This is a genomic window from Rahnella sp. CG8 (genome assembly GCF_023701875.1).
In the GTDB taxonomy this organism is placed as follows: Bacteria; Pseudomonadota; Gammaproteobacteria; order Enterobacterales; family Enterobacteriaceae; genus Rahnella; species Rahnella aceris.
In genome coordinates this window covers 124,645-143,493 of sequence record NZ_JABAED010000011.1, presented here as the reverse complement: position 1 = coordinate 143,493, position 18,849 = coordinate 124,645, and the positions used below count along the sequence as shown (strand labels likewise).

Below are 18,849 nucleotides of genomic sequence, written 5' to 3'. Positions count from 1 at the left end.
CCTGCGAAGGGGAGGGTTGGGGTGGGGTATTAAGGGCAAAATCTAAACCTGAGGTTTACTCTTACCCGGTTCTAGCCCTTAAAACCCCCTCCCGTCCTCCCCCTTCGCAGGGGGAGGAGCAAACCAAAACCTTGCTTACCGGTTTCATTCAGCTCGGATACGGCACCCATCCCCCGCCATTCAGGCGAATATAGATTTTCCCCTGATATTCCATCACCACTGAGTTCTCATTTTCAGATACCAGCGGCGTTTGTGGCAGGTTCGAACCGAAGGTTTTCCAGTCCATCGTCGGGCTGGTAAACACTTTGCCATCGACTGCGCGGGCGACCATTTCTGAAATCGCCTGATAGCTGCTCTGGCCGTCAATTTTCATTGGTGATGGCGCGTGCGGTGCCTGCATCCCAAAGAATTTCACCCCGACAGGAATGTGGGTAATGCCCGGACTCGGGATATCACGCAGACCCGAGATTTGCATCTTGTCGCCCACCAGCGCGGCGCCGTGTTCAGGCACCACCACCAGCATCACTTTGCGGCCGGATTTATCCAGCTGATCCATAAAGATATTCAGCTGATTCAGCAGAGTTTGCGCACGGTTATGATAATCCGCGCCCTTATTGCTGCCCACGTAACGGTTGCCGTCATGCAGCGGAATCAGGTTAAAGAAGGTTGCGGTGCGTGCGGTACCGGCTTTCTCCTGATTCTCCAGCCAGCGGGAGAACAGTTGTCCGTCGTTGAAAATCGGTGAGCCATCAAAGGACGTCAGCTCATAACCCAGACCGGCCTGGGACATCAGCGGAACTTTCATGTCAGCATCATCACGCAGGTTACCGATGTAATTACCGAACACACCCGTATGGTCCATTGCCAGCTGAGGCGTGAAGCCCAGACGCGCGAGATCGTCAAACAGATAACACTGCTGACCGGCAGGCTGATACAAATCATGATGCGATGTCTGACCGCAACTGGCGCGCAGCAGACGGATGGATGCCGGGCCGCTGTAGGCTGTGGCTGAATTGAAATTGCTGAACACAAAATCAAAACGCGACCACAGCGGTGAATTCGAAAGATTCACGGCGTCCAGATCTGACCAGGCCAGCGAACAGATGTTGATCACCAGCAGGTCAAACGGCTGTGCATCGGCAGGAAGTGCGTCGGGGAACTTCGTCGCCTTACGCCGTTCGTTTTGGTAGAACTGCTCTAAATAAGCGTTCAGGTTGGCATTGGTTGGCGGGCCGTTCACGGTGTTATCAGTGGCTGATGGCGCAACGGTCACTGGTGTCGTTACGGCATTTTGGGCGATAACCGGTGGCGGCGAATGTGCGAAAAACGGTGTGATCAGCCCGCTGAGGTTAAGCCACAGCAGCGCAATGACGGTAAACGTGGTCAGCCGGATCCACTGGGATATAAACAGATAACCGACCAGCAAAGCGAAACCGATGGCAATCCACTGCCAGTTGATAAAGCGATCGGCCAGTTCGAGCAGATAACTGAAACTGAAGCCTGCTACGTCCGCCCCCTGATTGACAATTGAACGCCAGCCAGGCAGCCAGGTATCGTGATACAGCAACGCCAGCCCGAAAGGCAGGGCAATCCACTGTCTCCAGCGGTGCAGGCGCAGCGAACGTAACGGGAATAGCAACACGGCGGCAAAGACGACATTGCTCAGGGCATCAAAATTCAGATAACCCTGTGAAAGCAGAACAAATTTGAGTAAAAAATAATAGTTCCAGGCACCGAGGCCGCGCCAGGATTGCCAGATCCGCAAACGCGGCGAAGAAGATTGCGATTCGTTCATAGTGAAGTTTTGGATTTTCCTGTAGCCGCAGAAGTTTCAGGCAAAGTAGCGGAGCGTTTGCGGTTCTTATTGATGCTGCTGATGGTCATGGGGGTTAAATAACGCGGCGACAGAAATCGCGTCGCAAAGCGGTTTTTCCAGCGCGGCAAACGGCTACGCAGGGCATATCCCAGCGGGATAAAAATCACCGCCGCCAGAATAAAGATTTCGATAATATCCTGAATATCCATCTCTTTTACTCCTGCGCCTGAATAACTGGCGTATCGCTCACGGCCAGCGTGATGGGAACGGGCTGATGAACCTGGGCACGTTTTAAAGGTTCGGTTTTATGCGCCACAAAAGGCTGCGCTTCAGACACCGGATTTGCCATCGGCGGCCTGGCGGCCAGACGCAAAACTTCCGTGCGGATATCCAGCTCCTGACTCCAGAACGTCTGGCTGGTGAACACTTCTTTGACCGGCAGATTAAACAGAAACGCCAGTACATTTTCGACGTCGCTGACCTGACAGTTCGACAGGAACAGATACAGATGACGCCCGGTAACGGTCAGAATATCGCCGTCGCGGCGCAGAGAACACAAAGACATCGCCTGCTGCGGGCTGATCCCGGCGGCAGGGCGCAGCGAAATTAAAATGCCCCGGGATTCCGTCGCCAGCGCGGCGTGATTCCAGATATCGTGCATGACTTCGCAGAAAACCGGCAGTGGCAGATAACCCTTATGATGCGTGGGCAGACGGCTGTCGAGCAGCAGCCCGATATCATCCGGCACATGGCGGGTATAAGTGAGATTTTGCAGGTCATCGAGCAAGGTCAGAAAGTTGGAGAGGCGCGCTGCTTGTGGCACAACCAGATTCGCACCACAGGCCTGGAGCAGACGCTGATCGACATAGCGCAAAGAAGAATTCATTTCGCGCACGACAATTTTTAAACCATTGCCACGCTGCATGCGTAAACGATGAACCTGACGGGCCAGCACTTCGACTTCGTCATTACCGGTGAGGGCGAAAATGACCGTCGCCGATCGCGCATGTGCCGCGCGGTCGCTCAGCGCTTCATTATCATCGAACAGGAACCAGCGTTCTGAAAGTGCAGGTGCGCCTTCAAGCACTGAGCGTTCGGCCAGCAGCATCCACTGATCATCGCCGGTTTGTTCGGAAACAGCGGCAGAGGCGTTCTTTTGAATTTCCCAGCCGGTCAGGCGGCGCGTCAGTGGATAAAGCGTATTAGCTTCTGCCCCCAAATTGTCATGCCACCAGGAAACGCCCCACTGGTTCGGTTCAACATCTGTTTTCAAATCCGCAAGACCGCATATATTGCGATGGTATAAATGAAGCTGAGTTTTAACCGCATTAATACCGGCTCCATAGCAGATAATAAGGATTGTTGCACCTTTATTATTGACACATGCGCTCATTTCACTCAGCCAGCGGACCCATTGTTTATCATTTACTGCCTGCCAGGTACTGACCGGAAGTAATAGAATCATTAATGAGGCTGAGTGAGCAGGCAAACGATTAATATCCGCTGCAAGAGAGAGAAATGCTTTCTTCCCATTCGCTAACAGGTAATAAAACGTTTTTTTCTGATATTTTTTTAAATAAGTGAGAAGGATATCATCGTCAGATAGCCTGTTTTCTTGTGCAGTGCAAATTAAATTGTGCTGTGGGAAAAAAACGTTGACCGGAACTTCACCTTGCTGAGCCTCAACCGTTTGTCCGCAAAGATGATAAGCGGCTTCCTGACTTTCGGTGTTAACCCAGTAAAGCCCCTGAGCCTGCATCCGGGCTAATCCATTCCAGAATTGCTTCATGCCCAATGAAAAGGAGAGTGCCATATAGTTAATCTGCTTGTATCGTTTTTGATTAAAAGTCTGCTTGGGACACACTGAGAAATGTGAGTATAATAAATTCTATCATTGCTACATTAAATAATCATAATACTTCACAATAATGTTTGATACTAAAAAGCCCAGACAGGTAAGCGCATTTTGGCTGTCGTGGTATCAGTATTTAGATTGAAGCAGGGAGAAAGAATCGGTGGGAGCCAATATTGTAGACCCGGAGGAATCCGAACCGACGAAAGATGATGATTTCTTTGCACTGAGTCACCTTTTTTCTTTGTCAGAATTAAATTATGTCGATATAGCCCGTAAAGAAAAGATTCCGCAACTAATGTCCCGCTGGCCGCTACTGGCTGAGCTGGCGCAATACGGTGAACGCGGCGCGGAGAAAAAATAATATGGCTGTCATTGCCTTACAGGGAATTCGTGGCGGTACGGGCACCACTTCAGTCACGGCTGCGCTGGCCTGGGGTCTTGCGCAATTAAATGAAAAGGTTCTGGTCATCGACTTTTCACCGGAAAACTTACTGCGATTGCACTTTGGTATGCCTTTCGCTCAGGCTCGCGGATGGCGCTATGCGCACAATACAGGAGAGCCGTGGCAAAACTCCGCACTGCGTTACCACTCTCATCTTGATTTCCTGCCTTACGGGCATGCCACGACCGGCGACGCCAGTCAGCCGGATTTTGACTGGCAAAAGGCGATCACTCAGCTTAAAAATACCGGCGTATATGACTGGATCCTGATCGACTCTCCGGCAGCCGATCCGCTTACCGCGCAAAAAATTGCCGACAGTACGGTAGTGCTTCTCCACGCCGATACCCAGTCACACACCCGTTTACATCAGTATGTGCTGCCAGCCAACGGGCGCTATCTGCTCAATCAGTTCATTCCTTCCAGTCAGTTACAGCAGGATATTTTGCTGTTATGGCAGGAAACTTTGCCCGTTTTGATTCCGGTAATTCTGCACCGCGACGAAGCCATGGCGGAGTCACTGGCGGCGAAACAACCGGCAGGGGAATGGAATAGTAACAGTAAAATCAGTCGCGAAATTAACACGCTGGCGAACTGGTTCCTGCTGCATTTGCGCCATTCAGGGGATGTGCATAGCCAGACAATGGGGCGGAGTCCGGAAAAATGAACCGCGTGCTCAACCTGTTTCTGGTGCCGCCGGTAGTTTTCGAATTACAAAACCGCTACCGGTACTATCGCGCCAGCCACTCCTCACGGACCGCCGCTGGCGTAATGATTTTCTGCGTGGCGCTTAGCTGGCTGTTTTTGCGTTTTGAATCCCCAGTCTGGCAGCGTGCTAAAGCACAACGCACCCGCTGGTATCCGCAAATTTCGCCGTCGCGCCCGCGTCTGGCCGATCCGCTGCGCTATATCGTGCAAAGCCTGTGGTTGCTGATCATCCTGCCTGCTGAAAGCCGGCGCGGACGTGTGATTCACACCCGCTGGCCACAGCAGTTGCGCAAAAAAGTCCATTTGTGGCTCGAATTATTACCTGAACAGGTCACACACAGTCCGCTGGAAATTAAGGTCACGCGCCGTATCGGCAAAATGAGCCGTCTCGGTAAACGTATTCTGGTCTGGATGACCGCACTGGTGGCGCTCACCCTGGCGATGTTCTGTATTTCTCAGCCTTTTAGTTACATCGCACAGTTCGTCTTCGTGGTGCTGCTGTGGAGCATTGCGATGATTATTCGCCGTATTCCGGGCCGCTTCCCGGCGCTGATGATGATCGTGTTGTCGCTGACCATTTCCTGCCGTTATTTATGGTGGCGCTACACCTCAACGCTGAACTGGGAAGATCCGCTGAGTCTGATTTGCGGCCTGCTTCTGTTAGGTGCCGAAACCTATTCCTGGACGGTGCTGGTGCTGGGCTATATCCAGACCCTCTGGCCGCTCAACCGTAAACCGGTGCCGATGCCTGCGGATGTCTCGACGTGGCCGACGGTGGATCTGCTGATCCCGACGTATAACGAAGATCTCAGCGTCGTGAAACCGACGCTGTACGCCGCGCTGGGTCTCGACTGGCCCCGGGACAAACTGACCATTTATCTGCTTGATGACGGCAACCGGCAGGAATTCGCCGATTTTGCCCATGAAATTGGTGTGAAATACATCGCCCGTGAAACGCGTGAAAATGCCAAAGCGGGCAACATCAATAACGCACTGAAACAGGCGAAAAGCCAGCTTGTGGCGATTTTTGACTGCGACCACGTGCCGACCCGTTCTTTCCTGCAACTGACGGTCGGCTGGTTCTTTAAAGATAAAAAACTCAGCATGTTGCAAACGCCGCATCATTTTTTCTCGCCCGATCCGTTCGAACGTAATCTGGGCCGTATGCGCCGCACGCCAAACGAAGGCGAACTGTTTTACGGACTGGTGCAGGACGGCAACGACCTGTGGGATGCCAGTTTCTTCTGTGGATCCTGCGCCGTATTGCGCCGCGATGTGCTTGATGAAATCGGCGGTATCGCCGTAGAAACGGTCACTGAAGATGCGCACACGTCTCTGCGGATGCACCGCCACGGTTACACGTCGGCGTATATTCGTATTCCTCAGGCGGCGGGGCTGGCGACAGAAAGCCTCTCTGCTCACATCAGCCAGCGGATCCGCTGGGCGCGCGGCATGGTACAGATATTCCGCCTCGACAATCCGATGTTTGGTAAAGGGCTGAAGCTGGCGCAACGGTTGTGTTACGCCAACGCCATGTTGCATTTTCTGGCCGGTATTCCGCGCCTGATCTTCCTCACAGCGCCCCTGGCGTTTCTGCTGCTGCATGCTTACATCATTTATGCACCGGCCGTTGCCATCGCACTGTATGTCTTGCCGCACATGATCCATGCCAGCCTGACTAACTCCCGCGTACAGGGCAAATACCGCCATTCGTTCTGGAATGAAATCTACGAAACCGTGCTGGCCTGGTATATCGCCAGGCCGACCACCGTGGCGTTGTTTAATCCGCATGCCGGGGCTTTCAACGTCACGGCCAAAGGCGGCCTGAATAAGCACGCTTACGTTGACTGGAAAATCAGCCGCCCGTATCAAATCCTGATGTTGCTCAATCTGGCCGGTTTATTCTTCGGTGCCTACCGCATTGTCTATGGCCGCCCGGATGAAATCCTGACGGTGCTGGTGAGTATGGCGTGGGTGATTTACAACATGATTATTCTGGGCGGGGCGATTGCCGTGGCGTTCGAATCCAAACAGGTGCGTCAGGCACATCGTGTAGAAGCCAGAATGCCCGCGTCACTGTTAAAACCCGACGGACACATTTATGTCTGCACCATTCAGGACTACTCCGACAACGGTGTCGGACTGGAAACCCAGAGCGCAAGCCAGTTTCATGCCGGTGACAACGTCACGTTACTGCTTCACCGTGGACAACAGGAATATACCTTCCCGATGCAGATCAGCCGCGTGTTTGGTGAAAGCATCGGCATGCAGTTACTGCCATTAACCACCCAACAACATATCGATTTCATCCAATGTACGTTTGCCCGGGCCGACAGTTGGGTATTACGCGAAGACAACTTCCCTGAAGACAAACCGATGGAAAGCCTGCGTGAGGTGCTGGGGTTGGGGATCCGTGGCTATCTGCGGATGCTGGACATCGCCCCGCAACGCTACCGTCCGCTGGCGTCCGGAACCCGAACGTTTGGCCGCTGGCTGCTGTCTTTCGCTCCGCGTAATCCGCCGCTTGCCGTTCAGCCTGATGAATACAACCTGATGATGACAAAACAATGAAAAGACTTCCGTTAACCACTTTTATGGCATCTGCCTTGATGACATTGGCGTTGGGTTCTGTGGCTCCGGCCTTCAGTGAACAGGCGCCTGCACCGGTTTTACCGGGCAACGCCATGCCTGCGCCTGAAGTGACCCTGCCGATGGTGGCGCCTGCGGTAAACCCGATGATTATTCCGGGTGCGCCGGTGCGCAGCGTGACATTACCTTTTGCCGATGTGGCACCGCGGCCGGGTGCCATCACCTTGCGCGGTATTCAGCCGAACGGACAGATTGAGTTCGGTGTGCGCAGTGACGAAGTCGTGACACAGGCCACACTGAATCTCGAGTTCACGCCGTCGCCATCGCTGATCCCGGTTCAGTCGCATCTTAAGGTGTATCTCAACGACCAACTGATGGGCGTTGAAGTGATTGATAAAGACCAGCTCGGCAAGAAAAATCACCTGCAGATGACCATTGACCCGCGTTATGTCACCGACTTCAACCGCATCCGTCTGGAGTTTATTGGTCACTACCAGAACGTCTGTGAAAACCCGGCGAACACCACCCTGTGGCTGGAAATCGGCAAGGGCAGTTCGCTTAGCCTGCAATATCAGAAACTGCCGCTGAGCAACGATCTGGCACATTTCCCGGTACCGTTCTTTGATGCGCGCGACAGTCGTCCGCTGAGCCTGCCGATGGTCTTTGCCACGTCTCCGGATGCCGGCCAGCAACAGGCAGCGGCGATTCTGGCCTCCTGGTTCGGCACCAAAGCCCAGTGGCGCGGGCAATCCTTCCCGACGTTGTATAACCAGTTGCCGGACGGCCACGCGGTGGTGTTTGCAACCAATGGCAAACGCCCTGATTTCCTCAAAGAATTGCCGCCGGTGAAAGGGCCGGTGGTGCAGATGATCAGCCGCCCGGATAATCCGTACATCAAAATGCTGCTGATCCTCGGTCGTGATGATCAGGACTTACTGACGGCAGTAAAAGGCATTGCGCAGGGGAATATCCTGTTTCGTGGCGAAACGATCGGCGTCGATAAAGTGGACAGGATCCAGCCACGCCAGCCGTATGACGCGCCAAACTGGGTGCGTACCGATCGCCCGATGAATTTTGGCGAACTGAAACAGTATGCGGAACAGTTACAGTCTGACGGCATCCAGCCGAATCCGATCACGCTCAACATTAATCTGCCGCCGGATCTGTTCCTGATTAACAGCTCCGGTATCGATATGCGGCTGAAGTACCGTTATACCTCGCCACAGCTGAAAAACACTTCTCGCCTGAGCATCAGCCTGAATAACCAGTTTGTGCAGGATCTGACCCTGAAAACCGGACACGATGAGGATTCACAATTACTGCATCTGTCCCTGTTACAGGGGCTGCTGGATGGCAGCAAAGACCTGAATATTCCCGCGCTGAAACTGGGTGCGGTTAACCAGATGCGCTTCGATTTTGACTACACCTCGCTGCTGGCGAGCGGCACCGAAGGGCGCTGTGAAACCTATAACACCGTGCCAAATCATGTGGTGATAGATGACAGCTCCACTATCGACTTCTCCGGTTACCGCCATTTCATGGCGATGCCTGACTTGCGCGCCTTCGCCAACGCCGGTTTCCCGTTCAGCCGCCTGGCGGATTTATCCCAGACGTTGCTTGTGGTTCAGCCGCAACCGCAACCGGTTCAGTTAACCACGCTGCTTGATACGATGGGCAATATTGGCGCACTCACCGGTTATCCGGCGCTTGGCGTGGGGCTGACCGAAGATGCGGCAAAAGCAAAATCCACCGACGCCGATCTGCTGGTGATCGGCAATCTGCCTGCGGATTTGCGTGACGACAGCATGCGCGATGAGAAAAAGGCCAGCTTACTGATCGAGGCAGCGCGCGATGCGGTGAATACGCCAGTCCGCCAGACGTCGTTACCGGATAACACGGCACCGGCCAGCGATGCGCGGGTGGATGCCAGCGCGCAAATCAGTGCGCAAGGCCCGATTGCGGCGGTTGTCGGGTTACAGTCGCCGTACTTTGATCAGCGCAGCGTGGTCGCGCTGATGGCAAACGGTCAGCAGGGCTTCGAAATGCTGAACAAGTCGATGCAGGATAGCAAACAGAGGGCGCAGGTCTTTGGCTCGGTGGCGGTGGTGCGTGATTCCGGCGTCAGCAGTCTGAAAGTCGGCGATACCTATTATGCTGGCCATTTGCCGTGGTGGGAGCGGGTATGGAACGCCCTGGCGAACCATCCGGTATTGCTGGCGGTTATGGCGGTGATCGTGGTGATTCTGGCAGCAATCCTGTTGTGGACCGGTTTGCGTTCTCTGGCCCGTCGTCGTCTGTCTGATGATGACCAGGAATAAGTTCGTGAACACACAGCGCACAAATCTGTTTTTGCGCAGCAGACTGGCCCTGACGATAGGGCTGGCCTTGCTGGCTGCGCCTGCGGTTGCAGCCCCCGTTGTTTCACCGGAACAATGGTTACTGGAACAGGTGCGGGTCGGTGAAGCCAGTCATCAGGACGATCTGGTGCGTCAGTCCCTGTTTCGCCTGGAATTAATGGATCCGCAAAACCCGAAAGTCATGTCCGCCCGTTTACGTTTGCTTCTCCGCGAAGGCGATCAGGCCAAGGCACAGCAGCAACTGGAAAAAATTAAACAGGTTTCGCCTGGTTCGGATGAATACCGGCAGGCGCAGCTGAGCCTGAAAATCGCCTCCCCGGAAATGCAGCAAAAACTCCAGCAGACGCGGTTACTGGCAACGGCAGGGCGGCTCGATGAAGCCAAAGCGCAATATGATGAGTTGTTTGGTGGCCAGCCGCCAACGCTGGATCTGGCAGTAGAATACTGGCAACTTATTGCGCGGCTGCCAGGGCAAAAAGCCCGTGCGCAGGCACAGCTTCAGGCGCTGAATAATCAGTATCCGGGTGATGTGCAGTTACGTCTGCAACTGGCGCAGATGGCGTTTGACGAAGGGGATAACGCCAAAGCTGTCGGGCTGATTAAGCAAATCGCCGCCACCAATGAAGGGCGTTCTCCGGCCGCTGATTTATGGCTGCAGAAGATTAAGGACCAGCCTGTGGGCAACCCGAGCGTCGATGCCTTGCAACAGTTTATCGCCACGTTCGACACCGGTCCGCAGGTGATTGCCGCGCAGCAGGAACTTCAGCGCCAGCAGGCGTTACTGGCCGATCCGCGTTATCAGGCGCGACTCCGTGGTCTGGCGCAGATTAATAATGGTGGTTCCACCGGCGCGATTGCGCCGCTGAAGCAGGCATTGCAGGCGCAACCTGACGATGCTGAAGTCCTCGGTGCGATGGGGCTGGCTTATTCCCGCGCCGGTAACCGCCAGCAGGCGCTGACTTTGTTTCAGCGGGCGAAAGCCGCCGAAACAGATGGCTATAACGCGGGTAAATGGAACAGCCTGATCCGGTCCAACAGCTACTGGCTGAAAATCGAGCAGGGCGATAAGGCATTGAAAACCGGGCTGCTTGATCAGGCCGAAGCGGCTTACAACCAGGCGCAACGTCTGGACTCCCGCGACCCGTGGGCGCAGATCGGGCTTGGGGATGTGGCGGTTGAGCGCAAAAATGACACGCAGGCGGAGCAGGCTTACCGTCGCGCACTGAAGCTGGAGCACGATAACAGTAGCGCCCAGCGCGGGCTGGCGAATATCTATCAGCGTCAGTCGCCGCAAAAAGCGCTGGATTACATTAATTCATTGCCTGGTGCATCGCAGGCGAAACTCAGCGATAAACAGCGTGGACTGCAAAGTGACGTTGTCACTGCGCAGGCGCAAAAATATGCCGCCGAACACAACTGGAATCAGGCTGCGAACCGCTACGGCGAGGTGCTGAAACTCAATCCGGACGATGTCTGGACGACCTACCATTATGCCAGTGCCCTGCGTGAGGCGGGTGATACGGCGCAGGCGGATGCGACTTTTGCACAGCTTGCGGCGAAGCGTCCGGTGGATCCGCAACAGGTTTACGCTTATGCGTTGTATCTGTCCGGTTCCGATCGTGACGACGCCGCACTGCGCCATCTTAATACCTTGCCGCAGGCGAAATGGGACGACAACATGCGCGAAATGGCGCAGCGCATTCAGCTCGGTAAAACCCTGACCGCCATTGATACTTCCCTTGCTGCCGGTAATACCTCGCAGGCGAAACAGCAGTTGCAGCAGGCTGATCTGCATGAACTCAGCCTGAATCAGCAACGACAGGTCGCCATGGCCTGGCGTGATGTCGGTGAAACCACCAAAGCGGCGGCGCTGTTACAACCCTTGAAAACGGCTGCGCGTTCGCAGCCGGACGGACAAGACAAGGCGCTGATTTATCGCAACGCCGCCAACCTTGAGCAGCAACTCGGACAGCCACAAACGGCGCGTCAGGATTACGCACAGGCGATGGTCGCCAGCGGCATCACCGGTCAAGTCCCAGAAGATAACGACAGCTATACGCGCCTGACCCGCAACAATGCCACGGATGACTGGCTGAAACGCGGTATCCGTTCAGACGCGCATGATCTGTACCGTCAGCAGGATGTGAATTTCACGCTGGACACCGATTCGTGGACATCAAGCGGCACGCCGGGGAAATCTGATCTCACGGCCAACACCACCATGTTGCAGGCGGATATGCCGGTTTATCAGGGGCGCGGATTCCTGCGGGCCGACTGGGTGCGGATGGATGCCGGAACCTTTGATAACGAAGACGGTAATTACGAAGCCAGTTTTGGGACCTGTAGCGATCAAAACTGCCGCCGTTACCGCAGCCAGAACGCCAATGGCGTCAGCCTTGGCGCAGGATGGGAAAATGACAAGTGGAAAGGCGATTTAGGCACCACGCCACTGGGTTTCCCGGTTGTAGACTGGGTCGGCGGGCTGGCTTACAGCGGTGACTGGGGCGATATCGGCTGGACGACCACGGTGTCGCGCCGTCCGGTTTCCAGTTCGTTACTTTCTTTCGCGGGCGCAAAAGATCCGGGTACCGGCACCACCTGGGGCGGCGTTCGCGCGACCGGTGCCAGCCTGGGATTAAGTTACGATCAGGGGCAGGCTAACGGCGTGTGGGCTGATCTCAGCGCGCATCAGCTGACCGGTGAAAATGTCGAAGACAACACCCGCGAACGCCTGATGGGGGGCTATTACTACAAAGTCATTAACGAAGATAACCGCCGCGCCACGGTGGGGCTCAGCTCCATGCTCTGGCATTACCAGAAAGATCTCAGCGGTTACACGCTGGGACAGGGCGGTTACTACAGCCCGCAGCAATACTTCTCACTCTCCGTACCGGTCAGTTATCGCCAGCGCACGGAGAACTGGTCATGGCAGCTTGGCGGTTCGGTCTCCTGGTCGCGCTCCTCAACCAGCGATCAGAAACGCTATCCGATCCAGAATCTGATCCCGGATTCATTACCGGATAAAAATGCTATCGAAACCGGCAGCAGTGGATCCGGTTTTGGCTATACATTGCAGGCACTGCTCGAACGGCGCGTCAGTTCTCACTGGACCGTCGGCGGGGGGATTGATATTCAGCAGGCGAAGGATTACACGCCAAGCCACTTTCTGCTCTACGCGAGATATTCGATGAGCGGCTGGCAAGGGGATCTGGATATGCCGCCGGAACCGTTAGTGCCGTATGCGGACTTTAAATAATGCCAGACCGGGCATTAGGGCGGTTTTTCGCTTGCAGCGAGGGCTTGATCGAGACAATTTCGGTTTATTAACAGCGGTTATGGCGGTTAAACCTCAAGACCTTGGGCTCGCCGCCCAAACTGGCCCAGAGGACGCGTAAGCGCGCGCCCTCTGGACTCCCGCGCTTTTTCACTGCGCGCTTCGCTCGCTGGCTATGTTTCAGGAACCAAGGCGACAGGCTGGAAATCTTGCCGCGTTGCGGTTCCTTCACTCGGTCCTGGAGCCTTTGGTCTCCAGGCCGCTCCGTTCAGCAAGATTTCTGAATCGCCCCTGGCTTTTAAAAAAACAAAACAATTTCGGCGCGAAAGGCCGGGTGATAACCACAATTGAGAAACCGAAATAATCTCGATCAAGCCTTAGCGGCCAGCGAAAAGCGAAATTAAACAGCGCTTTGTTTATACCTGTCCGTCCCCCATCTCACCATTCCTTCCAGCAACTGTTTCAATAACACCTGCAATTCAGCCGCCTTATCAGGCGAGTAGGCAAATGGCTCCATCTCCTCCATGTAATTCACCTGCGCCAGCTCAAGCTGAACAGCGTGAATATCCACATCAGGCTGGCCGTAAGCCCTCGTGATATATCCACCCTTAAAACGGCCATTAAGCACATGGCTGAAGCGGGTTTGTTGCTGGCAGGTTCTCTCAAGGATTTCACTCAGCGCCGGTGAACAGCTTGCGCCGCTGTTGGTGCCGAGGTTGAGATCCGGTAACTGGCCGTCGAAAAGACGCGGGATCACCGATGCAATGGAATGCGCATCAAACAGCAGTGCATAACCGAATTCCTGTTTCATGCGCGCCAGTTCTGACTGGATTTTCTGGTGATACGGTTGCCAGATTTGATCCAAATATTGCTGGCGTTGGGTATTTGTCGGCGTCATGCCTGGTTTGAAGGTCGCGCGACCATCAAATAACGTCTCGGGATACAAACCCGTGGTGGCAGTGGTATACAGCGGTTTATCGTCGGAAGGCCGGTTGAGATCGATAACGAACCGTGAATACTGGCCAACCAGAATGCTGGCACCCAGTGAGCGCGCAAAATCGTACAGTTGCGGGATATGCCAGTCGGTATCGGAAAGCGGCAGGGCGGCTTCGCTCAGACTGCTGGCGACTTCTGGCGTCAGATGTGTACCTGCGTGAGGGATACTGATCAGTAACGGCGCTGTCCCCTGGATAAAATGGTACGGTTCAGCGATAACATTGGCAGTTGAAAGGCTCATGAACGGAACTCTCCTCGTACTTCTCCACGAAAAACAACAGTGCAGGGCAACTGACCGCCCAGCCAGTAAACCAGCCCGGCAGGACGCGACAGTGGCCAGTGTATAAAGTCAGCGACTTTGCCCGCTTCCAGCGTGCCGTGCGTGTCCTGTAAACCCAGCGCACGTGCACCATGGCAGGTGATCCCGGCCAGCGCTTCTTCAGGCGTCAGGCGGAACAAGGTACATCCCATGTTCAGCATCAGACGCAATGAAAGCGCAGGCGATGTGCCCGGATTGGCATCACTGGCCAGCGCCATCGGCACCCGATGTTTGCGGAACTCATCCACCGGCGGGCATTGTGTTTCGCGCAGCAAATAATAGGCCCCCGGCAGTAATACGGCGACGGTGCCGCTGGCGGCCATTGCCTGAGCATCTTCTGCTGTGGCGTATTCCAGATGGTCGGCTGACAGCGCATGATGTCGTGCAGCCAGGGCGCTACCATGCAGGGAAGACAGTTGTTCGGCGTGTAATTTAACCGGTAAACCTAAGGTTTTTGCGGCATTAAACACCCGTTCAACCTGTGCCGGTGAGAATGCCAGATGTTCACAAAAGGCATCGACGGCGTCGGCCAGATTTTCACTGGCAACCACCGGTAATAATGTGTCGCAGATGAGGTCAATATAGTCATCAGCGCGTCCTTTGAATTCCGGCGGCAGGGCATGAGCGGCAAGGCAGGTGGATTTCACCTCGACTGGCAGCATGACACCTAACCGGCGGATCACCCGCAGCATCTTCAGCTCGCTCTCTACACTCAGCCCGTAACCCGATTTAATCTCAACACAGGTTACGCCTTCGGCCAGCAGGGGTTGTAAGCGGAACAACGCCTGAGCCAGAAGTTCATCTTCGGTGGCCTCGCGCGTGGCATTGACGGTGGAAAGAATTCCCCCACCGGCTGCGGCGATTTCTGCGTAGCTGACGCCGTTCAGCCGCTGTTCAAATTCTGCGCTGCGGTCGCCGCCAAATACCAGATGCGTATGGCAGTCAACAAAGCCCGGCGTGATGATCCCGCCGCTGAATTCATGCTGTGTGGCGCCTGCGAAAACCGGACAATCTGCGGCAGGGCCGGTCCAGACGATTTTCCCGCCTGCGACAGCAATCGCCCCGTTTTCAATCAGGTTGTAATGGCCGTCCTGCATGGTGACCAGCGTGGCACCGCGCCATACGCTGTCACAACGGGAAGGGGGTTCGGAAGAAAAAGAAGGGGATATCGCTACCGGCATGACAGGCTCCAGGCTGAATTCATCTTGTATAGACAACTAAAGTCAACCTAACGCATAACCGTTAAACCGGCAAGGCACCCGGCGATAGTTTTTTCTTATTACGAGACGTCTTCCAAAATTTGAACGAAGAGATAGCGGCCGTACAAAGCCGCCATTAAGGTGTGCCGGAATCAGCCGTGGCTGGTGAAACGTCCAAATAATTGATAGCGGGAACCCGGGTAAATCAGGCGCGCGGAAGTCACTACGCGGCTGCCGCTCCAGGTCCGGCGGTGGATCAGGAGACAAGGCTCATGTTCATTCAGTTGCAACAGCTCGCGTTGCTCATCGCTGGCACTGATGGCTTCAACGCGATGTTCACCCGCCGTCAGCGGCGCGATTTCCATCAGGTACGTATAGGGCGTCTGCTTGTTCAGCACCTGTTGCAGATAATCGGGTGCGGTTTCCGGGTTCACAAAACGGTCTTCAATCTGCACCGCGACGTTGTTTTCGTAATGAACAATTTGCGAATAAAACATCATCGTGCCAGTGGCGATACCCAGTTGCAGCGCCTGATCGGCATCCGCCAGCCGCGCTTCACACACCAGAATCTTGCTGTCATGGCGATGACCGCGCTGGGCAATTTCATCGGCAATGTTGTGCACTTCCAGCATCGGCGTGTAGGCCTTGGCTTCGGCCACAAACGTGCCGACACCCTGCATGCGGATCAAAAAACCTTCGCTGGTCAGTTCACGCAAAGCACGGTTGATGGTCATACGGCTGACGCCAATTTCATTGACCAGCTCACTTTCAGAAGGTACCCGCTGATGCGGTTTCCAGACGCCGGCGCGGATCTGGCTGATGATCGCCTGTTTCACCCGCTGATAAATCGGTGCGGGTGTATCGCTCATCGCGGCCGCCAGTTCGGACAATGTCTGCTGCGACACGCCCTGTTGTTGTGTGACCTGATGTGGCGCGGCACCATTTTGAGAAAGTGGTGTGGGCTCCGACATGTCTCTTACCTCACTCAATGAAATTCCAGAAATATTGGGAAAGCTTGCCTGTTCGCCCGGCATTTTCCATCAGTGGAAAGTAAACGGAAAGGGCGTGACGGAAAACTAAATTTATAAAAAAAAGGGTTGTTGCAAGTTTACAGCGCAATCAGGCATATGTATATGTATAGACAAGTCGGTTAAAAGTTTTGCAATTGTTTCCGTAAAATTGCATTTATGTTTCTTCTTACTGTTCAGGAATGATGCTGTTATGCCTGCTTATTTTGCTTCACGCGCCTTACTTTCAGATGGCTGGGCGCATAACGTGCGGCTGGACGTCGATGCAGCCGGAATGCTGACTGCGGTGACCCCGGACAACGATGCGCAGGGGTGTCTTCCCCTTTCCGGTCCGGTGGTTCCGGGCATGCCGAACCTCCATTCGCACGCCTTTCAGCGGGTGATGGCCGGGCTGGCGGAAGTCGCCGGTGATCCGCAGGACAGCTTCTGGACCTGGCGTGACCTGATGTATCGCATGGTGCAGCGCCTCACACCTGAGCAGGTGGGTGTCATTGCCCGTCAGTTGTATATCGAAATGCTCAAAGGGGGTTACACGCAGGTGGCTGAATTCCACTATCTGCATAACGACATCAGCGGTCAGACTTATGCCGACCACGGTGAAATGACTGCCCATCTGAGTGAAGCCGCGTCACAAACCGGCATCGGACTGACCATGCTGCCGGTGCTTTACAGTTACGCCGGATTTGGCGCGCAACCGGCACAGGCCGGACAGAAACGGTTTATTCAGGATACGGACAGTTACCTCAAACAACAGGAAATTATCCGCAAACAACTCAGCGGTAAAAGCCTGCAAAATCAGGGGTTGTGCTTCCATTCCCTGCGCGCAGTCACGCTGGAACAAATGCAGCAGGTGTTGCAGTCCGCAGATAAAAACCTGCCGGTGCATATTCATATCGCCGAACAACAGAAAGAAGTGAACGATTGTCTGGGCTGGAGCGGGCAGCGCCCGATTTCCTGGCTGTATGACAATCTGGATATTGATTCCCGCTGGTGTCTGATCCACGCCACGCACGCTGACCGTTTCGAGCTGGCGAGCATGGCAAACAGCGGGGCGGTCGCGGGGTTGTGTCTGACCACCGAGGCTAATCTGGGCGATGGCATTTTCCCCGGCGTCGATTATCTGGCGCAGTCAGGTCGATGGGGGATCGGTTCCGACAGCCATGTCTCCCTGAACGTGGTTGAAGAACTGCGCTGGTTTGAATACGGGCAACGCCTGCGTGACCAACGACGTAACCGGCTGACGACCTCTGCGCAAAATTCTGTAGGCGATGTGCTGTATACGCAGGCATTACAGGGCGGTGCACAGGCTTGCGGCGCGGCTATCGGGCAGCTTTCTGCGGGGTATCGTGCCGACTGGCTGGTGCTCGACGGGCAGGACCCCTATCTTGCCGCCGCAAAAAACAGTGAACTGCTCAACCGCTGGCTGTTCGCCGGTAATACCGGGCAGATCCGTGATGTGTATGTCGGCGGTATTGCGCGCATTGTGAACGGCCAGCATGAACAACAACAGGCTGCGGCGGCGGATTTCCTCGCGCTTCTCCGTCAGCTGGCGGGGGACGTTGCATGATTGCCTGGCAACATTTCACCTTCGATGACCTGCCGGTCAGCCCGTGGCGTAACGGCGGTGGCGAAACCCGCGAAATCTTCAGTTTCCCTGCCGGTGGCCATGATTTTGACTGGCGCGCCAGTATTGCCACCATCGCACAGGATGGCCCGTTCTCGACATTTCCCGGTATTGACCGTTCCATCACCTTGCTGAGCGGGGAAGGTGTGCATTTGCAGGCACAGCCTGATGTCGATCACTTACTCGTTGTCGCTGGTGAGCCTTTTGCCTTCAGCGGTGATACTGCGCTCCATGCCCGCCTGCTGGGGGGAGTGACAACTGATTTTAACATCATGACGCGACGTACTGAATGTGCTGCACGGGTGATTGCCGCACGTGAACACCTGACGGTGACGCGGGAAAAAGGTGGCGTGATTTATGTCATCAGCGGGATGTGGCAACTGGCGGATGGCCCGCTGCTGAGGGCGGGCGAGGGATATTACTGGTCTGAGACAGCGGCACAATCGCAACAGGGTTCCGTGAGTCTGACCCCAGTTGCTCAGCAACAGAGATGCCTGCTGTTGTGGGCGGCGATCACCTGATAAATACCTTACAAGATTGCGCTAAAAGGGAGCATGGCGCGCACCGAATTGATTCATCAGCCCGCGCAAAACGTCCCATAACCGGCGCTGAATGTTGTAAAAGTGCATGTGCAGAAACTGGCAT

Annotated in this window: 13 protein-coding genes; 7 read left to right on the top strand and 6 right to left on the bottom strand. The window is 55.0% G+C overall.

Annotation, left to right across the window (positions count from 1 at the left end; genetic code table 11):
* Positions 1-148: 148 nt before the first annotated feature.
* Genes bcsG through bcsE form a run of 3 tightly spaced genes read right to left on the bottom strand, consistent with a single transcriptional unit; the run spans position 149 to position 3,629 of the window.
* Positions 149-1,795 carry a cellulose biosynthesis protein BcsG gene (gene bcsG / locus HGO41_RS12700; RefSeq protein WP_166860295.1) on the bottom strand — a complete coding sequence of 549 codons (1,647 nt, stop codon included), beginning with the start codon at positions 1,793-1,795 and terminating at the stop codon, positions 149-151.
* Complete coding sequence (bcsF, locus tag HGO41_RS12695) at positions 1,792-2,025, bottom strand: cellulose biosynthesis protein BcsF (RefSeq protein ID WP_013575460.1); 234 nt, start codon at positions 2,023-2,025, stop codon at positions 1,792-1,794. The genes bcsG and bcsF overlap by 4 nt, the downstream gene beginning before the upstream one ends.
* Positions 2,026-2,030: 5 nt before the next feature.
* Complete coding sequence (gene bcsE / locus HGO41_RS12690; protein ID WP_285427198.1) at positions 2,031-3,629, bottom strand: cellulose biosynthesis protein BcsE; 1,599 nt, start codon at positions 3,627-3,629, stop codon at positions 2,031-2,033.
* A gap of 202 nt (positions 3,630-3,831) precedes the next feature.
* Between bcsE and bcsR the strand changes: the two genes are divergently transcribed.
* The 5 genes from bcsR to HGO41_RS12665 are packed head-to-tail and all read left to right on the top strand — an operon-like array spanning position 3,832 to position 13,020.
* The gene (bcsR, locus tag HGO41_RS12685; protein ID WP_013575462.1) at positions 3,832-4,032 is read left to right on the top strand and encodes a cellulose biosynthesis protein BcsR; all 201 of its coding nucleotides are present in this window, start codon (positions 3,832-3,834) and stop codon (positions 4,030-4,032) included.
* Between the two features lies 1 nt (position 4,033).
* A complete protein-coding gene (gene bcsQ, locus HGO41_RS12680) occupies positions 4,034-4,777 on the top strand; it encodes a cellulose biosynthesis protein BcsQ (RefSeq protein ID WP_013575463.1) in 744 nt (247 codons plus the stop codon).
* The gene (gene bcsA / locus HGO41_RS12675) at positions 4,774-7,389 is read left to right on the top strand and encodes a UDP-forming cellulose synthase catalytic subunit (protein WP_250981086.1); all 2,616 of its coding nucleotides are present in this window, start codon (positions 4,774-4,776) and stop codon (positions 7,387-7,389) included. The genes bcsQ and bcsA overlap by 4 nt, the downstream gene beginning before the upstream one ends.
* On the top strand, positions 7,386-9,725 hold the full coding sequence (bcsB, locus tag HGO41_RS12670) for a cellulose biosynthesis cyclic di-GMP-binding regulatory protein BcsB (RefSeq protein ID WP_121019358.1): 2,340 nt from the start codon (positions 7,386-7,388) through the stop codon (positions 9,723-9,725). The genes bcsA and bcsB overlap by 4 nt, the downstream gene beginning before the upstream one ends.
* Before the next feature lie 4 nt (positions 9,726-9,729).
* A complete protein-coding gene (locus HGO41_RS12665) occupies positions 9,730-13,020 on the top strand; it encodes a cellulose biosynthesis protein BcsC (protein WP_250981085.1) in 3,291 nt (1,096 codons plus the stop codon).
* 418 nt (positions 13,021-13,438) lie between these two features.
* Here the strand turns inward: HGO41_RS12665 and hutG are convergent, their stop codons facing one another.
* From hutG to hutC, 3 genes are all read right to left on the bottom strand, one after another.
* Positions 13,439-14,275, bottom strand: coding sequence for an N-formylglutamate deformylase (gene hutG, locus HGO41_RS12660; RefSeq protein WP_013575467.1), 837 nt, complete (start codon positions 14,273-14,275; stop codon positions 13,439-13,441).
* Positions 14,272-15,534 (bottom strand): imidazolonepropionase, encoded by a 1,263-nt coding sequence (gene hutI, locus HGO41_RS12655; protein WP_013575468.1) that lies wholly within the window; start codon positions 15,532-15,534, stop codon positions 14,272-14,274. Before hutI ends, hutG begins: the two co-directional genes overlap by 4 nt.
* A 170-nt stretch (positions 15,535-15,704) precedes the next feature.
* Positions 15,705-16,523, bottom strand: coding sequence for a histidine utilization transcriptional repressor HutC (gene hutC, locus HGO41_RS12650; RefSeq protein ID WP_013575469.1), 819 nt, complete (start codon positions 16,521-16,523; stop codon positions 15,705-15,707).
* A gap of 250 nt (positions 16,524-16,773) precedes the next feature.
* Between hutC and HGO41_RS12645 the strand changes: the two genes are divergently transcribed.
* Together HGO41_RS12645 and HGO41_RS12640 are read left to right on the top strand one after the other, a co-directional pair.
* Entirely contained in the window at positions 16,774-18,147 is a 1,374-nt protein-coding gene (locus tag HGO41_RS12645) for a formimidoylglutamate deiminase (protein ID WP_013575470.1), read from the top strand.
* A complete protein-coding gene (locus tag HGO41_RS12640; RefSeq protein ID WP_013575471.1) occupies positions 18,144-18,725 on the top strand; it encodes a HutD/Ves family protein in 582 nt (193 codons plus the stop codon). Before HGO41_RS12645 ends, HGO41_RS12640 begins: the two co-directional genes overlap by 4 nt.
* Positions 18,726-18,849: the final 124 nt, after the last annotated feature.